The organism is Amycolatopsis sp. NPDC026612 (assembly GCF_040638285.1).
Classification (GTDB): Bacteria; Actinomycetota; Actinomycetes; order Mycobacteriales; family Pseudonocardiaceae; genus Amycolatopsis.
Genome location: NZ_JBEZYB010000120.1, coordinates 1 through 19,402 on the forward strand (window position 1 = coordinate 1; position 19,402 = coordinate 19,402).

Genomic DNA, 19,402 nt, shown 5'->3' on the forward strand with positions numbered 1-19,402 from the left:
GGGGTGTGGGAGCTGAACGGCAGGTTCGACGACGAGACCGGCACCCGCGCCAGCGCCCTGCTGGACGCTCTGGCCGAACGCCGCACCGGCGACGAAGGCCCGGACTTCCGGTCCCCGCAGCACCGCTACGGCGACGCCTTCTCCGACGCCGTCGACCTCGCCCTCAACTCCCCAGACCTGCCCATGCAAGCCGGCGAACGCACCCACGTGATGGTCGCCGTGTCCCTGGAAGACCTGAAGTCCGGCGTCGGCCACGCAACCCTGGGCGATACCGGCTCGATGTCGGCGGCTGAGGCCCGGGTGCATGCCTGCGACAGCATGATCATCCCGGCGGTGCTGGGTGAGAAGAGCGAGCCGCTGAACCTCGGCCGTCTCCGCCGTCTGATTTCGGCGGGTTTGCGCCGTGCCCTGTTCTTGCGGGACCGTGGGTGTGCGTTCCCGGGCTGTCATCGCCCACCTCGGCATTGTCAAGGTCACCATGTCCGGCATTGGGCCGACGGTGGTCCCACCGATCTGAACAATCTGGTGTTGCTGTGCGCTCACCACCATCGGTTGTTGCACCGCTCGGGGTGGGAGGTCCGCATCGCCGCCGATGGTCTCCCGGAGTTCCTGCCGCCGCTGTTTCTGGACCGGCGCCGAAAACCCCGGCGCAACAACATCCACGAACCACTGCCATTCGCAGCCTGAGGTAGGGGTAGGCTCGCAGCCCAATGGCTACGGGCCTACACCCACGGCCACCTGTCCAGCTCCTCCACGCCCGCATCTGGACCAGCGAACGGCCTCGACTCCACGCTGCTGGCGGAAATCAGCCCGGGCCACCCGGCTCCACCAACCATCACGCATCACCATCGCCACGGCCCACCGCCACCGACCAAGCCCCGCAACGACCAAGCCCCGCAACGCCGCGGCAAAGGCCTGACACCACCGACTTCCTCAGGTGTGCGTCCCGCCGTCGATGCGGATTTCGGTGCCCGTGATGAACTTGCCGTCGTCCGAGGCCAGCATGGCCACCACTCCCGCCACCGCCTCCGGGCCGGCCACCGGGTTGCCCACCTCGGTCGTCAAGCCCGTCGGCAGGAGGGGCAGCAACCGGCCGAACAACGTGAAGTCCACGTCCTTCGGCAGCCAGCTCGCCGCCGAGTCGGTGATGCCGCTCTTCACACTGCCCGGTGCGATCGCCACCACCCGCAGGCCCTGCTTGCCGTATTCCAGGGCCAGTGCGTGCGTGAACGACTGGATTCCGCCCTTGCTGGCCGAGTACGCCGCCATGTACGGGTGGGCGAACGATGCCGATGTCGAACTGAAGTTCACCACCACGCCGTTGCCGCCGTCGAGGAGGGCGGGCAGTGCCGTCCTCGTCACCAGGAACGTGCCCGTCAGGTTGACCGCGAGCACGCGGTTCCACATCTCGAGGGAAGTCCGCTGCGTGTGCTCGGCCAGGAGGATGCCCGCCGCGTTGACCAGGACGTCGAGGCCGCCGAGAACCGAGATGGCCGATGCCGTCGCCGACGTCACCGATTCCTCGTCCGCCACGTCCATCGTGAACGTCGTCAGTTCCGGGGGACCCGCGAGCCCGGCCAGGCCCGCGGCGTCGACGTCGGTCGCGACGACCCGGGCTCCTTCGTCCAACAGGCGGAGTGTGGTGGCCCGGCCGATGCCGGACGCGGCTCCCGTCACCAGGATCCGGCGATCACGCAGGCGTTCCATGGTGATCACCGTAGCCGGTCAGGCGAGCTCGGGCACCTGCTCGCCGGCGGGCGGCGGGCCCGGCGGTGTTCCGTCGCCGAACGGGTGGCCGCCCAGCTGCTCGCGGTGGTGCGGGGTCAGCCAGCCGGCGACGTCCGGGCCCAGCGGGACGATGCCGGTCGGGTTCACGTTCTTGTGCACCACGTAGTAGTGCTCCTTGATCTGGGCGAAGTCGATCGTGTCGCCGAACCCCGGCGTCTGGAACAGGTCGCGGGTGTACGCCCACAGCACCGGCAGCTCGGCCAGCTTCTGCCGGTTGCACTTGAAGTGACCGTGGTACACCGCGTCGAACCGCACCAAGGTGGTGAACAGGCGGATGTCGGCTTCGGTGATCGTGTCGCCGACCAGGTAGCGCCGGTCGGCCAGGCGCTCCGACAACCAGTCCAGCCGGGCGAACAGCTTCCGGTACGAGTGCTCGTACGCCTCCTGGGAGCGGGCGAACCCGCACTGGTACACCGCGTTGTTGACGTCGGTGAACACCTTCTGCGCGACGTCGTCGATCTCGTCCCGGAACTTCTCCGGATACAGCTCGGGCGCGCCTTCGCGGTGGAATGCCGTCCACTCGGTCGACATGTCGAGCGTCATCTGCGCGAAGTCGTTGGTGACGACCTTGCCGCTCGGGACGTCGACGAACGCCGGCACCGTGATGCCGCGGGAGTACTCCGGGTCGCGCTTGAGAAACGCCTCCTGGAGCCGCTCGATGCCGAGGACCGGGTCGCGGCCGTCGGGGTCCAGGTCGAAGCTCCAGCTCCGCTCGTCGTGCACCGGCCCGGCGATCCCCATCGACAGCGCCGGCTCGAGGCCGAGCAGCCGCCGGACGATCACCGCGCGGTTGGCCCACGGGCACGCCCGCGCGACGACCAGGCGGTACCGGCCGGGCTCGACCGGCCAGCCGTCGCGGCCGTCGGCGGTGATGCGGTCCGGGAGGTAGTTCAGGTCGCGCTTGTACTCGCCTTTGTCGCTCATCGGCGTCCTCAGCAGTCGTCGGTCGGGGGAGTGGCGTCCAGGGCCACGGCCAGCCGGGCCAGCACCGGCCCGGCCGTGCGGATGTCCTCGGCGCTCAGGTGATCGAACACCGAAGCCCGCACGCGCGCGAGGTGGCTCGGGTAGGCAGCCTCCAGTCTGGCCAATCCTGCTTCGGTCAGCACGGCGTTGGACGCGCGGCCGTCCGCGGCGCACCGGCGCTTCTCGACCAGGCCGCGGCGGGTGAGGTCGTCGACCACCCGGCTGATCCGGCTCAGCGACAGCCCGGTGGTCGCCGCCAGCCCCGAGATGCGGAGCAGGCGCTCCGGCGCCTCGGACAGCGCGACCAGCACCCCGTAGTCGGTGATCGTGAGCCCGGTCTCGGCCAGGAACTGGTCTTCGAGCGCGCGCGGCAGCGCGGTCATGATGCGCATCAGCGGCCGCCAGAACGCGGTTTCTTCGGCGTCGAGCGCGGACAGATCACCCATACCGGCGAGTCTACCCAAAGCTTGCTTGCGCAACCAGTAAAACTGAGTACAGTGTCGTTGAACCCTCAATCACCAGGGGGCGCCACCACGAGGAGAGAAGAACAGCGATGACCAGCGCGACCACCTACCCCCAGCTGACCGGCGAATACACCCTCGACGCCGCCCACTCGCGGATCGGGTTCGTCGCCCGGCACGCCATGGTGACCAAGGTGCGCGGCAGCTTCAACGAGTTCACCGGCGCCGCGACCATCGACGGCGACGCGCCCGAGAAGTCCAGCGTCCAGGTCACCATCCAGGCGACCAGCATCGACACCCGCAACGCCGACCGCGACGGGCACCTGAAGAGCAACGACTTCCTGTCGATGGACGAGTACCCCCAGATCACCTTCGCCTCGACCGAGATCAAGCAGACCGGCGACACCAGCTTCGACGTCACCGGGGACCTGACGATCAAGGACGTCACCCGTTCGGTGACCATTCCGTTCGAGTTCGAAGGCGCCGCGAAGGACCCGTTCGGCAACGACCGGATCGGCTTCGAGGGCTCCACCACGGTCAGCCGCAAGGACTACGGCATCACCTGGAACGCCGCGCTCGAGACCGGCGGCGTGCTGGTGAGCGACAAGGTCACGCTGGAGTTCGAGATCTCCGCGATCAAGTCCGCCTGACCCCGCGAGCGGGGACCGGCACCAGTGCCGGTCCCCGCTCGCCCGCAGCCGACGGCCCCCATCAAACCGGTGTCGCGGAGCCCGTCCGGCACGCGACAATCGCCGGTATGTCCACCACCACGCCCTTTCCGGTGCTGGCGCTGATCGGCGCCGTCTCCGGGGCGGTCACGGCGTGGTTGCTCCTCCGCCGGGACCGGCCCGCCGGGGTGGTCCACCCGGCCACCGGGCCCGAGGCCGGCTACCCCGAGATCGAGCGGAAGATCTTCGCCGACGAGCGCGACGTGCGGCTGGCCGGGGTGCACGAGTTCGCCGAACTCGCGGACCGCGAACCCGGCCTGCGGCAGGACTTCGTCGACCAGTTCTTCATGCAGCTGGGCTACGGGTGGCCCCAGTCCGCGGCCTGGCAGGCGGTGCTCTGGCCGGTGCTGCTGCGGCGCCTGCGACGCGGGGCACCGGAGTTCTGGCCGGGGACGAACCTCCACTCGAAGCGACCGATGGTGCTCCACCAGCTGGATCTGCGCGGTTGCGAAGTAGGCGAGGTCTTCTTCCGCGGGGTCCGGTTCGTCGGCGACGCACGCTTCGACGGCGCGGTCGCCGACTTCGAGCACACGACGTTCACCGGCATGGCGGCCTTTCCCCGGATGACCACGTACGGAGAGCTGTGGTTCGACGCCGCCCGGTTCTCGGCTCGCACGGACTTCGCGGACGCCGCTTTCGATGACGATGTGTCGTTCGAGTGCGCCGGTTTCGCGGGCCCCACGACGTTCCGGAACGCCCGGTTCGCCGCCGACGTCCTGTTCGGTGGCGCGCGCTTCAGCGGCCACGCCGACTTCACCGGAGCGATGGCGGCAGACTTCTTCCTCACCGGGGCGCGCGCCCGAACGGACGCGTACGTGCGGCGGACCTGGCCGCCGGGCTGGGAACTCGGCCGGCCCCGGCTGCGCAAGCCGGGGCACTGGGCCGACCTCACTCGGGCCTGATCGGCAGGTCCGTCCCGTCGCGGAGGAACACCGGGATCCGCTCCGGCGGAGCCGGCGCCTCGACCCAGTCGCCGCCGTCGTGCCGGGTGCCGGTCACCGCGTCCGTCCAGGACGCCCCGGCGGGCAAGTACACCCGCCGCGTGGTGACGCCGGGTTCGAGCACCGGCGCCACCAGCAGGTCCGGGCCGAGCAGGAACTGGTCGTCGACGTCCCAGGCCGCCGGGTCCGCGGGGAAGTCGACGAACACCGGCCGCATCGGCGGGATGCCCTGCTCGTGCGCCACCCGCATCTGCTCCATCAGGTACGGCCGGAGGCGTTCCCGCAGCCGCAGCGACGCCGTGATCGACTCATACGCCGAAGAACCGAACGACCAGACCTCGTTGGGGCCGCCGGTCATCTCCGGCCCGAACGCCGGCCGCGGGTCGCGGAAGCCGTGCAGGCGGAACAGCGGGCAGAACACCCCGTAGGAGAACCAGCGGACCATCAGCTCGCGGTACTCCGGCGAGTCCGGGTCGCCGCCGTGGAAGCCGCCGATGTCGGTGGTCCACCAGGGGATCCCGGCGACGGCCACGTTCAGCCCGGCCCGCACCTGTGCGCGCAGCGACGCCCACGTCGCCCCGACGTCACCCGACCAGAGCGCGGCCCCGAACCGCTGGCTGCCCGCCCACGCCGACCGGCTGAGCAGCACCACCTCGTCGTCGCCCTCGGCGCGGATGCCGTCGTGGAACGTCTGCGCGTTCACCTGCGGGTAGAGGTTGAACACCTCCGCGCCCGGCCCGGCGTGGAAGCCCAGGTTGTGCGGGTGGCCGGGCTGGATTTCCGGCTCGTCGCCGTCCAGCCACCACGCGCGCACACCCAGGTCGTAGTAGTTCTGCTTGACCTTGGCCCAGACGAACCGCCGCGCCTCCGGGTTGGTCGCGTCGTAGAACGCCACCGGCATCTCGACGTCGAACCCCTTGTCCTTCCACGGCGCGTGCGCCGGGACGCCGCTTTCGGCGGCGACCAGCAGGCCCTGCTCGTGCAGGTCCCGGTAGTTCTCCGACAGCGGGCTCACCGACGGCCACACCGAGACCATGAGCTTGACGCCGAGCGCGTCGAGCTCGCGCACCAGCCCGGCCGGGTCGGGCCACTCGGCCGGATCGAACTTCCAGTCGCCGAGGTGCGTCCAGTGGAAGAAGTCCGCCACGATCACCGACAGCGGCAACCCGCGTTCGTGGTACTCCCGCGCGACCGAAAGCAGCTCCTCCTGCGTGCGGTAGCGCAGCTTCGACTGCCAGAACCCGGCCGCCCACTCCGGCAGCATCGGCGCGTGCCCGGTCGCGTCGGCGTAGTGACCGAGGATCTGGCGCGGGCCGTCGCCGGTGGTGACCCAGTAGTCGAGCTGGCGCGCGTCGTCGGCCACCCAGCGGGTGCCGTTGGCGGCCAGCTCGACCCGGCCGACCGCGGGACTGTTCCACAGGAACCCGTAGCCGCGGCTGGACAGCAGGAACGGCACCGACACCTCGGCGTTGCGCTGGACCAGGTCGAGCACGAGGCCCTTCTGGTCGAGGCGGCCGTGCGTGTGCTGCCCGAGCCCGTAGATCCGCTCGTCGTCGTAGGCGGTGAACCGCTGCTCCAGCCGGCCGTAGCCGTTGCGCGAGGGCATGAACAGCCGCGCGCCGGGCCACCAGAAGTGTGCCCGCTGCTCGGAAAGCAGCTCCTCGCCGGTGTCCGTGCGGACGAACCGCAGCTGCGCGTCGATGCCGGTGTCGGTGTCGGCGATCTCGACGATCGCGGTCAACGCGCCGTTGACCACCCGGCCGTGGCGTCCGTCGGCCTCCGCGGTGGCGGCGGACGGCTTCGCGGGCAGCAGCGCCCCCGGGACGTCGTCGAGGATGTGGTGCCGTCCGGCGCGCACGCGCAGGCTGTCCGCGCCCCACGGCTCGATGCGCAGCACCTCGTGCCGCACGCTGACTTCGAGCGAGCGGCCGTCTTCGGTCGTGGCGATCACGCTGTGTCTCCTTGGGATAACTCAGTCTTTGACGGCGCCGCTGGTCAGCCCGGCGACGACGTAGCGCTGGGCGACGACGAGCAGAACGGCCGCGGGGATCGCGGCGAGGACGGCGGTGGCCATGATCCCGTTCCAGTCGGCGGACTGGTTGCCGACGAACCGGTAGATGCCCACGGTGATGGGCTCGAACGACTGCCCGGTGGTGAGGGTGACGGCGAACAGGAAGTCCGCCCAGGCGAACAGGAACGAGAACAGCCCGGCGGTGACCAGCGCGTTGCGGCTGACCGGCAGGATGATCGAGAAGAACGTCCGCCAGTACCCGGCACCGTCCACCCGGGACGCTTCGGTGAGCTCCTTCGGCACGGAGATCATGAAGGCCCGCAGCAACAGGATGGCGAACGGGATGGTCGCGGTCGAGTCGGCGAGGACCAGCCCGAGGTAGTTGTCGATCAGGCCGAGGTTGCTGAACACGGTGTAGAGCGCGTTGGCCATCACGATACCCGGGATCATCTGCACGATGAGCAGCACGAACACCAGCGCCGGGCCGCCGCGCACCTTGAGCTGGGCCAGCGCGTACGAGGCCGGCGTCGCCACCAGCAGCGACACCAGGACCGTGCCGAGCGCGACGACGACGCTGGAGAGCAGGTTCGCACCCTGCGTCGAGACGGCCTTCCGGTAGCCGTCCAGGGTGCCGTCGACGGGGAAGAACGCCGGATCCGGGCGCAGCAGCGCCCCGCTCGGCTGCAGGGAGGCGTTGACCATCCAGTACAGCGGGAACAGCAGGACCGCGACGATCAGCACGCCGAGCAGGGTCCGCGGCCAGTTCGACGTCTTCATGCCGCCGCCTCCGCCAGGGTGGCCTTCGCCGAGCGGAGGTACAGCAGCCCGAACACCGTCGCCACCACGATCAGGACATTGCCGACCGCGGCGCCCTGCCCGAACGCGAAGTCCTGGAAGGACAGCCGGTAGGACCACGTGGTCAACGTCTGCGTCGCGTTGGCCGGCCCGCCACCGGTGACGACCATGATCACGTCGAACACCTTGATCGTGTAGACCAGCCCGAGCATGAGCACGATCCCGGTGACCGGCCGCAGCAGCGGCCAGGTGACGTGGCGGAACCGCTGCCACGCCCCGGCGCCGTCGAGCTCCGCGGCTTCGTAGAGCGACGCCGGGATGGCGCGCAGGCCGCCGTGCAGGATGACCAGGTTGAACGGGATGCCGATCCAGATGTTGGTGATGATCACCGCCGGCAGGGCCCAGCTCGTGCTGCTCAGCCACGGCACCGCGTCGAGGCCGATCGCCCGCAGGCCCGCGTTGAGCACCCCGTGGTCCTGGTCGAACATCCACCGCCAGATCGCGCCGCTGACCACCAGCGGCAGCAGCCACGGCAGCAGGAGCAGCGACCGCAGCAGCGCGCTGCCGAGGAAGCGGCCGTTGAAGAACACCGCCAGCGCCAGGCCGAGGCCGAACTGGAAGACGAGCGACCCGGCGGTGAACAGCACCGTGTTGAGCGCCGCCGTCGAGAACAGCGGGCTGCCCAGCACGGCGGAGTAGTTCGCGATGCCCACGAAGGGCGCTTCGCCGGTGTAGAACGACTTCACCGTGTAGTTCTGCGTGCTCATCACCAGGTTCGCGGCCAGGGGATAGCCGAAGAACACGACGACGTAGGCCAGGGCGGGCAGCAGGAACGCCCACGCGGCGAACCGGCTGTCCCGGCGGGACTTCCGGCTCGCGCGGGGTGGCGCCGAGACCGTCGGGGCGGCGGCGAGCGTCACGAGCCGCTCGCCTGCTGCGCGGCCTTGAGGGCCTGGTCGACCGGCGTCTTCCCGGTCAGCGCCGCCTGGATCGCGTCGGCCAGTGCCTGCGAGACCTTCGGGTACTTCTCGCCGAGCTCGGCGGTGCGGGAGCGGGCCGTGCCGACCTCGGCGACGAAGGCCTGCATCGCCGGCTGGTCCGTGCCGAACTTCTCCGCCACGGTCGTCTTCGACGGGATGTAGGCGTGGGCCTTGCTCCACTCGACCATCGTCGGGTCGGACAGGATGCAGGAGAGCACCTTGCCGGCGGCCTGCTGGGCGGGTCCGCTGGTGACCGGCACGGTGCCGACCTCGCCGCCGAGGGCGACCACCGGCTTGCCGCCGGCCTGCGGCACCGGGATCGGCACGACGCCGTAGTGCAGTGCCTTCTGCTCGTCGAGCCGGGCGATGTTCCACGACCCGTTGATCATCATCGCCGCGTTGCCGCCGACGAACTGGTCGGCGACGTCGTTCTGGTTCCAGGTCACCACGGACTTCGATGCCGAACCGGAGTTCACCAGGTCGGTGACGTACTGCAGCGCCTGCGTGGACTGCGCCGAGTCCAATTGGGACAGTTCGGCGCCGTTGCTCCAGAAGAACGGGAGGAACTGCCAGGTGCCCTCTTCGGAGGGAACGGCGGAGAAGGCGAGCCCGTACTTGCCGTCCTTGGTCAGCTTCGCGGAGGCGGCTTTCAGCTCCTCCCACGTCTTCGGCGGCTCGACCCCCGCGGCCTGCAGGAGGTCCTTGTTGTAGATGAGCGCGAGGCCGTTGACGCCGGGGGCGACGCCGTACACCTTGTCCTGGTAGGTCCCGGCCTTGACGATGCTCGGGTAGAGGCCGTCGGTGGTGATGCCGTAGTCGGACAGCGGCGTCAGCGCGCCGGTGGCGGCGACCTGCTGCAGCGTCGGGTTGTCGGTGAAGAGCAGGTTCGGCAGCGTCTTCGAGCTGGCGCTCTGCAGGACCTTCGGCAGCATCTGGCTGGTCGGCACCTTCTGGCGCTCGATCTTGATCCCGGTCTGCGTGGCGCAGGTGTCGAGGATCTTCTGCCAGGCGGCGGAACCCTGCTCGTCGGCGTAGTAGTCGAGTTCGGTGATCGACGTGGCGGCCGGCGCGCCGGCGCCGTTCGGCGTGGACGGGGCCGGGCTGGGGCTGCAGGCGGCCAGCAGCGCGGCACTCGTGGCCAGGATCAGGGCGCGACGAACTACGGACATGGTGATTCTCCTTCGGCGGCGGAGCAGAACCGGTCTGTGTTGATCCTTATCAATCCGGCCACAGCCACGGGGGGCCTACTTTTGGCCGGATTGGCAAGGGCGCGGCGACGCGGTGCTTTCGCGCTGGGTGAGGCGGGGTCCGAGCAACCGGACCTCGGGCGTGGTTTGGCCGGCGAGCCGGCGCATGGTCATCTCGACGGCCTGGGTGCCGACCTCCTCGGCCGGGATGGCCACGTTGGTCAGCGCGACCGCGTGCTGCTCGGCCATGCTGTCCGGGCAGACGGCGATGACCGAGATGTCCTCGGGCACCCGCAGGCCGCGGTGGCGCAGGTCCGATAGCAGCCCGGGCAGCACGGCTTCGTTGTGCACGACCAGGGCGGTCAGGCCGGGTTCGGCGGTGAGCAGGTCGTCCAGGCAGGCGCTCACCGCTTCGTAGGAGTGGGCGCACGGCCGGGAGGCCGCCCGCACGTCACGGCTTTTCGTGGCTTCGTCGAAGCCGCGCAGGAACCGCGTCGCGTAGCTCGTGCCGCGCCGGTAGACGGCCGGGGAGGGGCCGATCAGCGCGATCGAGCGGTGGCCGAGCTCGGCCAGGTGGGCGACGCACGCCGAGCCGGCCGCGGTGAAGTCGAGGTCGACGCAGCTCAGCCCGGCCGGGTGGTCGGGCACCCCGATGAGCACCACCGGCAGGTCGAGAGCCAGCAGCATCGGCACCCGCGGGTCGGCGGTTTCGACGTCCATCACCATCAGCGCGTCGGCGATCGCCGACGACGCCACCCGCTGCAGGGCGGCGGGTCCTTCGTCCTTGGTGAGCAGCAGCAGGTCGTGGTCGTACGCGCGGGCCGCGGTGACCGCCGAGGCGACGAACTCCATCACGACGGCGACGTTGAGGTCCGTGCGCAGCGGCACGACCAGCGCGAGCACGTTGGTCTTGCTGCTGGCCAGCGCCCGCGCCCCGGCGTGCGGGTGGTAGCCGAGCTTGCGGATGCTGTCCTCGACCAGCCGCCGGGTCTTCGGCGAGATCGAGCGTTTGCCGCTGATCACGTACGACACCGTGCTGGGGGCGACCCCGGCCGCGTTGGCGACGTCGTTGATGGTGACCACGGGCGGCCTCCTGGGAACGGGGAGGAGAAGGGGCTGTCGAAGCGCATCGACGATGGCACGAAGGTAGGTGACACCCGCCCGAAACACAAGCATCATTCGCCGTCCGCCCGTATTCGATTCGAATTCGACGACGGTCTCGTTGGTCGAAAGTGTCGAAATCGCCTGTTCGTAGCTCTTCCCGCAGTTCAGCGCGGTGTGGCGACCGGTGGCCCGGTGGGTCTGGGAGCGTTCACAGGAAGTCTTGACCTCGTGCTCACCCGGCTGTAATAGTCGTCTCGATCCCCACCCTTCGACGCGAATGTCTGCGCCGCGCCGTCGAAACGATTCGACGATTCCGGAGGCCGTCCGTGCGCCTGTCCCTGTTCCGCCGTGCCCTCGTCCCGGTGGCGGCCGCGACCCTGCTGCTGGCCCCGTCGCCGGCGCTCGCGGCCCCTCCGCCGCCCTTCCGCGATCCCGCGTTGCCCCTGGCCGCGCGGATCGACGACCTGCTGTCCCGGTTGACGGCGGACGAGAAGATCTCGCTGCTGCACCAGTACGAACCGGCCATCCCCCGGCTCGGCATCGGGGTCTTCAAGACCGGCACCGAAGCCCTGCACGGCGTCGCGTGGTCGACCGATTACGACAACAAGGGCGCGGTCGTGAAGGCCGACGGCACGGTGTTCCCGCAGGCCATCGGCCTGGCCAGCACCTGGGACCCGGCGCTGGTGAAGCAGGTGGGCTCGGCCGTCGGGCAGGAAGCGCGCGGGTTCAACGTCCGCAACCCGACGCTGTGGGGGCTCAACCTCTGGGCGCCGGTGGTGAACCTGCTGCGCGACCCGCGCTGGGGCCGCAACGAAGAGGGCTACTCCGAGGACCCGCACCTCACCGGCGAGCTCGCGACCGCGTACGGCCGCGGCATGCAGGGCGACGACCCGCGGTACCTGCAGGCGGCGCCGACGCTGAAGCACTTCCTCGCCTACAACAACGAGGTCAACCGCGACACCAGCAACTCCTCGGTGCCGCCGAAGATCCTGCACGACTACGACGAGCAGGCGTTCAAGATCCCGCTGGAGGCGGGCGCGGCCAACGCCGTCATGCCGTCGTACAACCTGGTCAACGGGCGCCCCAACCACGTGAGCCCGGACCTCGACGGCAAGCTGCGGAAGTGGGCGCCCCAGGACATCGCCGTCGTCAGCGACGCCGGTGCGCCGTCCAACCTGGTCAACACGGAGAAGTACTACGCCACCAAGGCCGAAGGGGACGCGGCGGCGATCAAGGCGGGGCTCGACAGCTTCACCGACAACGACACCGACGGTTCGATCACCGTCGCCGCGGTCAAGGAAGCACTGGGCAAGGGCCTGCTGAAGATGGCCGACGTCGAAGACGCCGACCGGCACCTGCTGTCGCTGCGGTTCCGGCTCGGCGAGTTCGACCCGCCGGGGCGCAACCCGTACGCGAAGATCACCCCGGCCGTCATCAACTCGCCCGAGCACCAGGCCCTGGCGCGCAAGGCCGCCGACGAGCAGGTCGTGCTGCTGCGCAACAACGCGAACGCGCTGCCGCTGAACGCCGCGCAGAACAAGAAGATCGCGGTTGTCGGCCCGCTCTCGGACACCCTGTACGAAGACTGGTACAGCGGCGCGATCCAGAAGAAGGTCACCCCGGTGCAGGGCATCCGGGAACGGCTCGGTTCCGCGGGCACGGTCGCGTCGTCGGAAGGCGTCGACCGGATCGCGCTGAAGGACCTCTCCACCGGCCGGTACCTGACCGCTCCGGGCACGACCGGCAAGGTGACCGCCGGCGGGACCGTCGCGGGCACGGCCGAATCCTTCGACGTCTACGACTGGGGTGCGGGCAAGAACACCCTGCGCGCGGCGGCGAACGGCAAGTTCCTCAGCTATTCCGGCGGCGCGCTGGTGAACGACGTCGACCAGCCGGCCGGCTGGTTCGTGCAGCAGCAGCTGAAGCTCGACGCGCAGCCCGACGGCAGCTACGTGCTGGAGTACGCCGGCAACGAAGTCGACGAGTCGTGGTTCGGCCCGAACAAGTTCGCCGTCGTCGGCGCCGACGGGGTCCTGACCATCTCCGCTCCGGACGCCGCGCACGCGACGAAGTTCGGCCGTGACGTGCTGACCAGCGGGGTCGGCAGCGCGGTCGCCGCGGCCCGGGGTGCGGACACCGCCGTCGTCGTGGTCGGCAGCATGCCGTTCATCAACGGCCGCGAGGCGAACGACCGCACGAGCACCGAGCTCGCCCCGGCGCAGCGCGCGCTGATCGAGGCCGTGCAGAAGGCGAACCCGCACACCGTCGTCGTGGTGGAGAACAGCTACCCGACGACCGGCTGGGACACGCTGTCCGTGCCCGGCGTCGTGTGGACCAGCCACGCCGGCCAGGAGACCGGGCACGCCGTCGCCGACGTGCTCTTCGGCGACCAGGACCCGGGCGGGCGGCTCACCCAGACCTGGTACGCCTCCGACGCCGCGCTGCCGGGCATCCTCGACTACGACATCGCGAAGACCGGGATGACGTACCAGTACTACCGCGGGAAGCCGTTGTTCCCGTTCGGGTACGGGCTGAGCTACACCAGCTTCCGCTACGGCAACGTCCGCACCGCCCAGTCCGGCGGGAAGGTCCAGGTGAGCGTCGACGTGACGAACACCGGCGCCCGCACCGGGTCCGACGTCGTCCAGCTCTACTCGAGCGCGCGGCAGTCTCGTGCCCAGCAGCCGGTGAAGCAGCTGCGTGACTTCTCGAAGGTGACCCTGGCGCCGAAGCAGACCCGCACGGTGCGGTTCGAGGTGCCGGTGAGCGAGCTGGCCTCCTGGGACGTCACCCGCGGGAAGTCCGTGGTGGAGTCCGGGGTCTACGACTTCTCGGTCGGCCGCAACGCCACCGACGTGGCCGGTTCGCAGCCGGTGTACGTCGCGGGGGAGCGGATCCCCGCCCGCGACCTGACCCGCCCGACGGCGGCGGAGAACTTCGACGCCTACCAGGGCACGACGCTGACGGACACGGCGAAGACGGCGGGCACCTCCGTCGCGGCCACCGCCGGCAGCTGGCTGGCGTTCAAGGACGTCGCGTTGAACGGACCGGCGAAGTTCACGGCTTCGGTGTCCAAGGCCGACGCCGGCACGACGCGCGTCACCGTCCGCCTCGACTCGCCGGGAGGCCGCGTGCTGGGCACGGTGGCGGTGCCGTCCACCGGTGACCACTACGCGTACCAGGCGGTCACCGCGGCACTGGCCAAGGCGTCCGGCCGGCACGACGTGTACCTGACGTTCGACGGCCCGGTGAACCTGGCGACGTTCTCGCTGCGGTGACCCGGGGTTTCCGGCCCGAGTGACCGGCCAGGCCCGGTTCTGCCACGGTGAAGCCCACGGCAGAACCGGGCCTGGTCGTGCGTGCGGAAGTCGTCCGGCGGGGCGCTCCGCCGACCTGACGGTGCCGATCTGGCTACCGGGTGTAGTGTTCTCGGGTCTCGAACAGCCCACCCGACCGGAGGACCACGGCGTGAGACTGCCGCGCCCGCACCTCACGGATATCACTCGATCGGACCAAACCGAACCCGTGCGCGCCGCACCATTCCGGGCCAAGATGGATCGGTTACCCCGAACCGGTGTCTGCACCGACCCCTTGGACAGCCTGAGGTGACTGCTTCCCATCCCCGCGGCGACGTCCCGCGGAAGAAGCCCTCCGCCGATCGCGCGGCGCGAAGATTCGGCACGCTCGCGCGCAAGTGGGGCTACCTGATCAGCACCACGGCCTACCTGCCGCACACCCCCGAGGAGATCGAACACGAGCTGGCGGCGCTGGCCGGGCGGCTGTTCGAAGCGGTCGTCAGCGATCCGCCGGATCTCGACGGGGCCGCGGCGGCGGGCGCGCGGCTCGTCGAGCTGCGGTGCGTCGGCGCGAAAAGCCTGCACCGCAGCCTGGAAGTGCTGGCCAAGGCGCTGCTGCACGAACCGGAACTGCGCGCGGTCGACGGACTCGCCGAGCGGGTCGTGCTGGTGCTCGGCGCGTTCAGCTCCGGCTACGGCGAGGTGCTGCGCGAGGACATCCAGAAGCGGCAGGAGGGCCTGAGCCGCGCACTGCTGAAGGTCGAGCAGGAGACGCGGCAGAGGCAGGTCATCACCCGTGCGCAGTTCGAGGAGGTGTTCGCCGGCTCGGCCAGCGGCGTCGCGCTCACCGAGCTGGACGGCCGGGTGCTGCGCGCCAACGCCGCGCTCGCGAAGACGCTCCACCGCACGCCGGCGGAGATCGCCGAGATGAGCCTGTTCGACCTGGTCCACCCCGAGGACGTCGAGCAGCTGCGGGAAAGCTACCGCGAGCTGGTGGCCGGCCGGCTGCACCGGCTGCGCGCGGGCCGTCGCCTGGTCGGCAAGGACGGCGAGCCGATGTGGGCGACGTTCGCCGCGTCGGTGATCCGCGACGCGCTCGGCGCGCCGCGGCAACTGCTCACGATCGTCGACGACGACACCGAGGTGTCGCTGCTGCAGCGGCGGCTCAGCCACCAGGCCCTGCACGACGTGCTGACCGGGCTGCCCAACCGGCAGTTCTTCAGCACCCGGCTGGAAACCCTGCTGCGCGACGCGGACCCCGCTCGCGGCGTCACGCTCTTCCACCTCGACCTCGACGGCTTCTCGCAGATCAACGGCGGGCTCGGCCAGGAGCTCGGCGATCGGGTGCTGCGCGGTGTCGCCGCGAAGCTGAAGGTCGTCTTCGACGGCGAGAAGGCACTCGTGGCCCGTCTCGGCGGCGACGAATTCGGCGTGCTCGTGCAGAACACGGCGGACACCCCGGGTGTGGTGACGCTCGTCCGCCGGATCACCCACGAGCTCGCCGAAGCGGAGTACGTCGACGGGCAACGCGGGGTCGCGGTGTCGGCCGCCATCGGGGTCGTCCACCGCCCGCCGCGCGGCACCACGCCCGCGGAGCTGCTTCGCGCGTCGGACCTGACCCTGCGGCGCGTCCAGCGGACGGGCAGCCAGTGGGGGCTGTTCGACCGCGAGCTGGACCGCCGCGACCGGCACGACTTCGGCCTGGCCGCGTCGATGGCCGGCGCGTGGGAGAACGGCGAGATCGAAGCCGGCTACCGCGCGCTGGTGCCCGCGACCGGCGGCTCGATCGAGGGCGTCGAGGCGCGGCTGCGCTGGGCGCACCCGGCCGAAGGCGTGCTGCCGCACGAGACGTGCGTCCGGCTGGCCGCGGAGACCGGGCTGGACCTGCCGCTGGGCACCTGGCTCCTGCGCACGGCGGCCGAGCGGCTGGCGGCGTCCGGCATCGGCGTGCCGCTGGTCGTCGAATTGACGGCGCAGCAGGCGGCGGACCCGGAGCTGGTCGGCGAAATCCGCCGCGTCCTCGACGACACCGGCCTGGCGCCGGACCGGCTGCGCCCGGCGTTCCCTGCGGCGGCGCTGACGGCCGCCGCGTCGACGGGGAACGTCGGTGACGCGGCGGAGAACTTCAAGGTGCTGGCGGAAATCGGCGTCCGGGCGGAGATCCACGGCTTCGGCGACGTCACGTGTCTCGCGGAGTTCCCGGCCCACACGGTCCGGCTCGCGGCGAACCTGGTCGCCAAACGCGAGCACCCGCTGGTGACGGGAACCCTGGCGGCCTTGGTCGACGCGGTGCACACGGTCGGGGCTTCGGTGTCGGTCGCCGGGGTCGAGACCCTGGATCAGGCCGTCTGGTGGCAGGACCGGGGCGCCGACGTGGTGTCCGGCCCGGCGTTCCCGGAGCTGCCCGGCGGTCTCCCCGGCTGCTGAACCGGCGGCCGGCTGGAGAATTTACGCCGAACGGCTCAGTCAAACTGGCCTGTTCGGTCCTGTCGCGCGAAGTGATCTCCTCATTACCCTCCAGTAGCAGACAGTGGTGCCGATCACAGTCGTCCAGGAGGTCTCATGACGTCGCGCGTCCGGGGACCGGGCTCCGAAGACCGGCGCGAACTGCGGCTCAGGCACCTGACCGGCTGCCTCACCTGCACGCTCAAGTGCGTGTACTGCGGGCTGCCGGTGCGGCTCGCCGGACCGGGTGACCACCCCGGCTACGGCGTCGTCGAAGAAGTGACCGGCGAACTGGTGCTGCTGCACCGGTTCTGCCGCAGCGCGCTCGGCCGCTGCCGGACGCGGGGGTGCGTGCTGCGGCGCGCCCACCTCGGCCGCGCGACCGAGCAGTACGAAACCGGCCGTCGGCCCGGGCGCTACCAGCGCCTCGGTGTCCGGCGGTCGCCCGACCTCGATCTGTACCGGAAACACTGGCGGGTCGCGAAGATGCGGTACGCGTGCAAGGCGTGCCGGTACTACACCGGCTCGCACTGAGCCGGTCCTTCCATCACGACGCGGAGGACTCGTGCTCGTTCGTCTCATCCTCGGTCTGCTCATGACCGTCGTCGGCCTCGCCGTCGCCGGCAAGCGCGTGGCCTTCCTGTACCGGCTGATCAAGGCGGGCCAGCCGGACACCAAGCGCTCCGGCGACCTCGGTGCCCGCGCCTTCGCGCAGGTGCGCGAGGTGTTCGGCCAGCGCAAGCTCCTGAAGTGGTCGGTGCCCGGCCTGGCGCACTTCTTCACGTTCTGGGGCTTCGTGATCCTCGCTTCGGTGTACCTCGAGGCGTACGGCGCGCTGTTCGACGAGAAGTTCGCGATCCCGTGGATCGGTCACTGGGCGGTCCTCGGCTTCCTGCAGGACTTCATCGCCGTCGCGGTGGCCGTCTCGCTGGGGGTGTTCGCGGTGATCCGGATCCGCAACGCCCCCGAGCGCAAGGAGCGCGCGTCGCGGTTCTACGGCTCGCACACCGGCGGCGCGTGGCTGATCCTGCTGATGATCTTCAACGTCGTCTGGACGATGTTCTTCTTCCGCGGCGCCTCTTCGGCGTCCGGCAACTTCCCGTACGACTCGGGCGCGTACGTCTCGCTCGGCGTCGGGAACCTGCTGGAGCCGCTCGGGCACTCGACGACCGAGGTGCTCGAGACGGTCGGCCTGCTGCTGCACATCGGCGTCATGCTCGTGTTCCTGTCGATCGTGCTGTACTCCAAGCACCTGCACATCTTCGTGGCGCCGATCAACGTGTCGGCGAAGCGGCTCCCGGACGCGCTCGGCCCGCTGCTGCCGATGGAGTCGGCGGGCAAGCCGATCGACTTCGAGGACCCGGGCGAGGACGACACGTTCGGCCGCGGCAAGATCGGCGACTTCACGTGGAAGGGCATGCTGGACTTCGCCACGTGCACCGAGTGCGGCCGCTGCCAGTCGCAGTGCCCGGCGTGGAACACCGGGAAACCGTTGTCGCCCAAGCTCGTCATCATGAACCTGCGCGACAACCTGTTCGAAGAGGCGCCCTACATCCTCGCGGGCACCGAGCACGAAGGCGCGCGCCCGCTCGTCGGGCCGGAAGCCGACGGCGGCGTCATCGACCCGGACGTGCTCTGGTCGTGCACCACCTGCGGCGCGTGCGTCGAGCAGTGCCCGGTGGACATCGAGCACGTCGACCACATCGTCGACATGCGCCGCTACCAGGTGATGATCGAATCCGCGTTCCCGACCGAGCTGGGCGGGCTGTTCAAGAACCTGGAGACCAAGGGCAACCCGTGGGGCCAGAACAACTCGGAGCGGCTCGCCTGGACCAAGGACCTCGGCTTCGACGTCCCGGTGTTCGACGGCGAACTGGCCGAGGACGTCGAGTACGTCTACTGGGTCGGCTGTGCCGGGGCCTTCGACGACCAGGCGCGCAAGACCGTCCGCGCCACGGCCGAGCTCCTGCACATCGCCGGCGTGCGGTACGTGGTGCTCGGCAACGAGGAATCCTGCACGGGTGACCCGGCGCGCCGGGCGGGCAACGAGTTCCTGTTCCAGATGATGGCGCAGCAGACGGCCGAGACGCTCAACGCCGTGTTCGAAGGCCGCGAACCGCGCCTGCGCAAGATCGTCACCACCTGCCCGCACTGCCTCAACACCCTCGGCCGCGAATACCCGGACCTGGACGGGCACTACGAGGTGGTCCACCACACGCAGCTGCTCAACCGCCTGGTCCGCGGCGGCCAGCTGACCCCGGTGAAGCCGGTCGAAGACGGCCCGAAGGTCACCTACCACGACCCGTGCTACCTCGGCCGCCACAACAAGGTCTACACGCCCCCGCGCGAGCTGGTCGGGGCGACGGGCGCCGAGCTGGCGGAGATGCCCCGCCACGCGGACCGCGCACTCTGCTGCGGCGCCGGCGGCGCCCGGATGTGGATGGAGGAGCAGATCGGCAAGCGCATCAACCTCGAACGCGTCGACGAGGCGATCGCGACGGACGCCGAGACGATCGTGACGGGCTGCCCGTTCTGCCGCGTGATGCTGACCGACGGCCTGGTCCAGCGCCAGAGTGAGCAGAAGGCGCAGAACGTCGACGTGCGCGATGTCGCCCAGCTGCTGCTGGAACGGGTGAAAGCCGCGGACGCCCCGGCGCCGAAGGTCTGAGATCCCCGGGCCGCCGCACGGCTCTGAGCCGTGCG

At 70.3% G+C, this 19,402-nt stretch carries 15 protein-coding genes; 7 read left to right on the forward strand and 8 right to left on the reverse strand.

Going from position 1 to position 19,402, the window contains the following annotated elements; genetic code table 11:
* The coding region (locus tag AB0F15_RS42415; RefSeq protein WP_360283118.1) for a DUF222 domain-containing protein at positions 1-687 on the forward strand (687 nt) is incomplete at its 5' end.
* 246 nt (positions 688-933) lie between these two features.
* Here AB0F15_RS42415 and AB0F15_RS42420 read toward each other — a convergent pair.
* The 3 genes from AB0F15_RS42420 to AB0F15_RS42430 are packed head-to-tail and all read right to left on the reverse strand — an operon-like array spanning position 934 to position 3,197.
* On the reverse strand, positions 934-1,707 hold the full coding sequence (locus tag AB0F15_RS42420) for an SDR family oxidoreductase (protein WP_360283120.1): 774 nt from the start codon (positions 1,705-1,707) through the stop codon (positions 934-936).
* A gap of 18 nt (positions 1,708-1,725) precedes the next feature.
* Complete coding sequence (locus tag AB0F15_RS42425; RefSeq protein WP_360283122.1) at positions 1,726-2,712, reverse strand: glutathione S-transferase C-terminal domain-containing protein; 987 nt, start codon at positions 2,710-2,712, stop codon at positions 1,726-1,728.
* Positions 2,713-2,720: 8 nt separating this feature from the next.
* Positions 2,721-3,197 (reverse strand): MarR family winged helix-turn-helix transcriptional regulator, encoded by a 477-nt coding sequence (locus AB0F15_RS42430; RefSeq protein ID WP_360283124.1) that lies wholly within the window; start codon positions 3,195-3,197, stop codon positions 2,721-2,723.
* Between the two features lie 107 nt (positions 3,198-3,304).
* Here AB0F15_RS42430 and AB0F15_RS42435 point away from each other — a divergent pair, with 107 nt between their 5' ends.
* Both AB0F15_RS42435 and AB0F15_RS42440 read left to right on the forward strand, forming a co-directional pair.
* Entirely contained in the window at positions 3,305-3,862 is a 558-nt protein-coding gene (locus AB0F15_RS42435) for a YceI family protein (RefSeq protein ID WP_360283126.1), read from the forward strand.
* Positions 3,863-3,969: 107 nt separating this feature from the next.
* Complete coding sequence (locus AB0F15_RS42440; protein WP_360283128.1) at positions 3,970-4,842, forward strand: hypothetical protein; 873 nt, start codon at positions 3,970-3,972, stop codon at positions 4,840-4,842.
* Here the strand turns inward: AB0F15_RS42440 and AB0F15_RS42445 are convergent.
* The 5 genes from AB0F15_RS42445 to AB0F15_RS42465 form a co-directional block, all read right to left on the reverse strand.
* Positions 4,829-6,832 carry a TIM-barrel domain-containing protein gene (locus AB0F15_RS42445; protein WP_360283130.1) on the reverse strand — a complete coding sequence of 668 codons (2,004 nt, stop codon included), beginning with the start codon at positions 6,830-6,832 and terminating at the stop codon, positions 4,829-4,831. The two genes, AB0F15_RS42440 and AB0F15_RS42445, sit on opposite strands and share 14 nt — an antisense overlap.
* Positions 6,833-6,853: 21 nt before the next feature.
* Positions 6,854-7,669 carry a carbohydrate ABC transporter permease gene (locus AB0F15_RS42450; RefSeq protein WP_360283132.1) on the reverse strand — a complete coding sequence of 272 codons (816 nt, stop codon included), beginning with the start codon at positions 7,667-7,669 and terminating at the stop codon, positions 6,854-6,856.
* A complete protein-coding gene (locus AB0F15_RS42455; protein ID WP_360283134.1) occupies positions 7,666-8,607 on the reverse strand; it encodes a sugar ABC transporter permease in 942 nt (313 codons plus the stop codon). The genes AB0F15_RS42450 and AB0F15_RS42455 overlap by 4 nt, the downstream gene beginning before the upstream one ends.
* The gene (locus tag AB0F15_RS42460) at positions 8,604-9,836 is read right to left on the reverse strand and encodes a sugar ABC transporter substrate-binding protein (protein WP_360283136.1); all 1,233 of its coding nucleotides are present in this window, start codon (positions 9,834-9,836) and stop codon (positions 8,604-8,606) included. The genes AB0F15_RS42455 and AB0F15_RS42460 overlap by 4 nt, the downstream gene beginning before the upstream one ends.
* A gap of 75 nt (positions 9,837-9,911) precedes the next feature.
* Entirely contained in the window at positions 9,912-10,937 is a 1,026-nt protein-coding gene (locus AB0F15_RS42465; RefSeq protein ID WP_360283138.1) for a LacI family DNA-binding transcriptional regulator, read from the reverse strand.
* Between the two features lie 347 nt (positions 10,938-11,284).
* Here AB0F15_RS42465 and AB0F15_RS42470 point away from each other — a divergent pair, with 347 nt between their 5' ends.
* The 4 genes from AB0F15_RS42470 to AB0F15_RS42485 all read left to right on the forward strand — a co-directional run bounded on the left by AB0F15_RS42470 (position 11,285) and on the right by AB0F15_RS42485 (position 19,367).
* The gene (locus AB0F15_RS42470; protein ID WP_360283140.1) at positions 11,285-14,236 is read left to right on the forward strand and encodes a glycoside hydrolase family 3 C-terminal domain-containing protein; all 2,952 of its coding nucleotides are present in this window, start codon (positions 11,285-11,287) and stop codon (positions 14,234-14,236) included.
* Positions 14,237-14,563: 327 nt separating this feature from the next.
* A complete protein-coding gene (locus AB0F15_RS42475) occupies positions 14,564-16,681 on the forward strand; it encodes a diguanylate cyclase (protein ID WP_360283142.1) in 2,118 nt (705 codons plus the stop codon).
* Between the two features lie 135 nt (positions 16,682-16,816).
* Positions 16,817-17,233, forward strand: a complete 417-nt coding sequence (locus AB0F15_RS42480; protein WP_360283144.1) for a hypothetical protein — start codon at positions 16,817-16,819, stop codon at positions 17,231-17,233.
* 31 nt (positions 17,234-17,264) lie between these two features.
* Complete coding sequence (locus AB0F15_RS42485) at positions 17,265-19,367, forward strand: (Fe-S)-binding protein (RefSeq protein WP_360283146.1); 2,103 nt, start codon at positions 17,265-17,267, stop codon at positions 19,365-19,367.
* Positions 19,368-19,402 lie beyond the last annotated feature (35 nt).

What these genes read in the sequence shown, in the direction of transcription:
- AB0F15_RS42440 (WP_360283128.1), top strand. Translation starts at nt 3,970, where the DNA reads ATGTCCACCACCACGCCCTTTCCGGTGCTGGCGCTGATCGGCGCCGTC.
- AB0F15_RS42480 (WP_360283144.1), top strand. Translation starts at nt 16,817, where the DNA reads ATGACGTCGCGCGTCCGGGGACCGGGCTCCGAAGACCGGCGCGAACTG.
- AB0F15_RS42430 (WP_360283124.1), bottom strand. Translation starts at nt 3,197, where the DNA reads ATGGGTGATCTGTCCGCGCTCGACGCCGAAGAAACCGCGTTCTGGCGG.
- AB0F15_RS42435 (WP_360283126.1), top strand. Translation starts at nt 3,305, where the DNA reads ATGACCAGCGCGACCACCTACCCCCAGCTGACCGGCGAATACACCCTC.
- AB0F15_RS42425 (WP_360283122.1), bottom strand. Translation starts at nt 2,712, where the DNA reads ATGAGCGACAAAGGCGAGTACAAGCGCGACCTGAACTACCTCCCGGAC.
- AB0F15_RS42450 (WP_360283132.1), bottom strand. Translation starts at nt 7,669, where the DNA reads ATGAAGACGTCGAACTGGCCGCGGACCCTGCTCGGCGTGCTGATCGTC.
- AB0F15_RS42420 (WP_360283120.1), bottom strand. Translation starts at nt 1,707, where the DNA reads ATGGAACGCCTGCGTGATCGCCGGATCCTGGTGACGGGAGCCGCGTCC.
- AB0F15_RS42460 (WP_360283136.1), bottom strand. Translation starts at nt 9,836, where the DNA reads ATGTCCGTAGTTCGTCGCGCCCTGATCCTGGCCACGAGTGCCGCGCTG.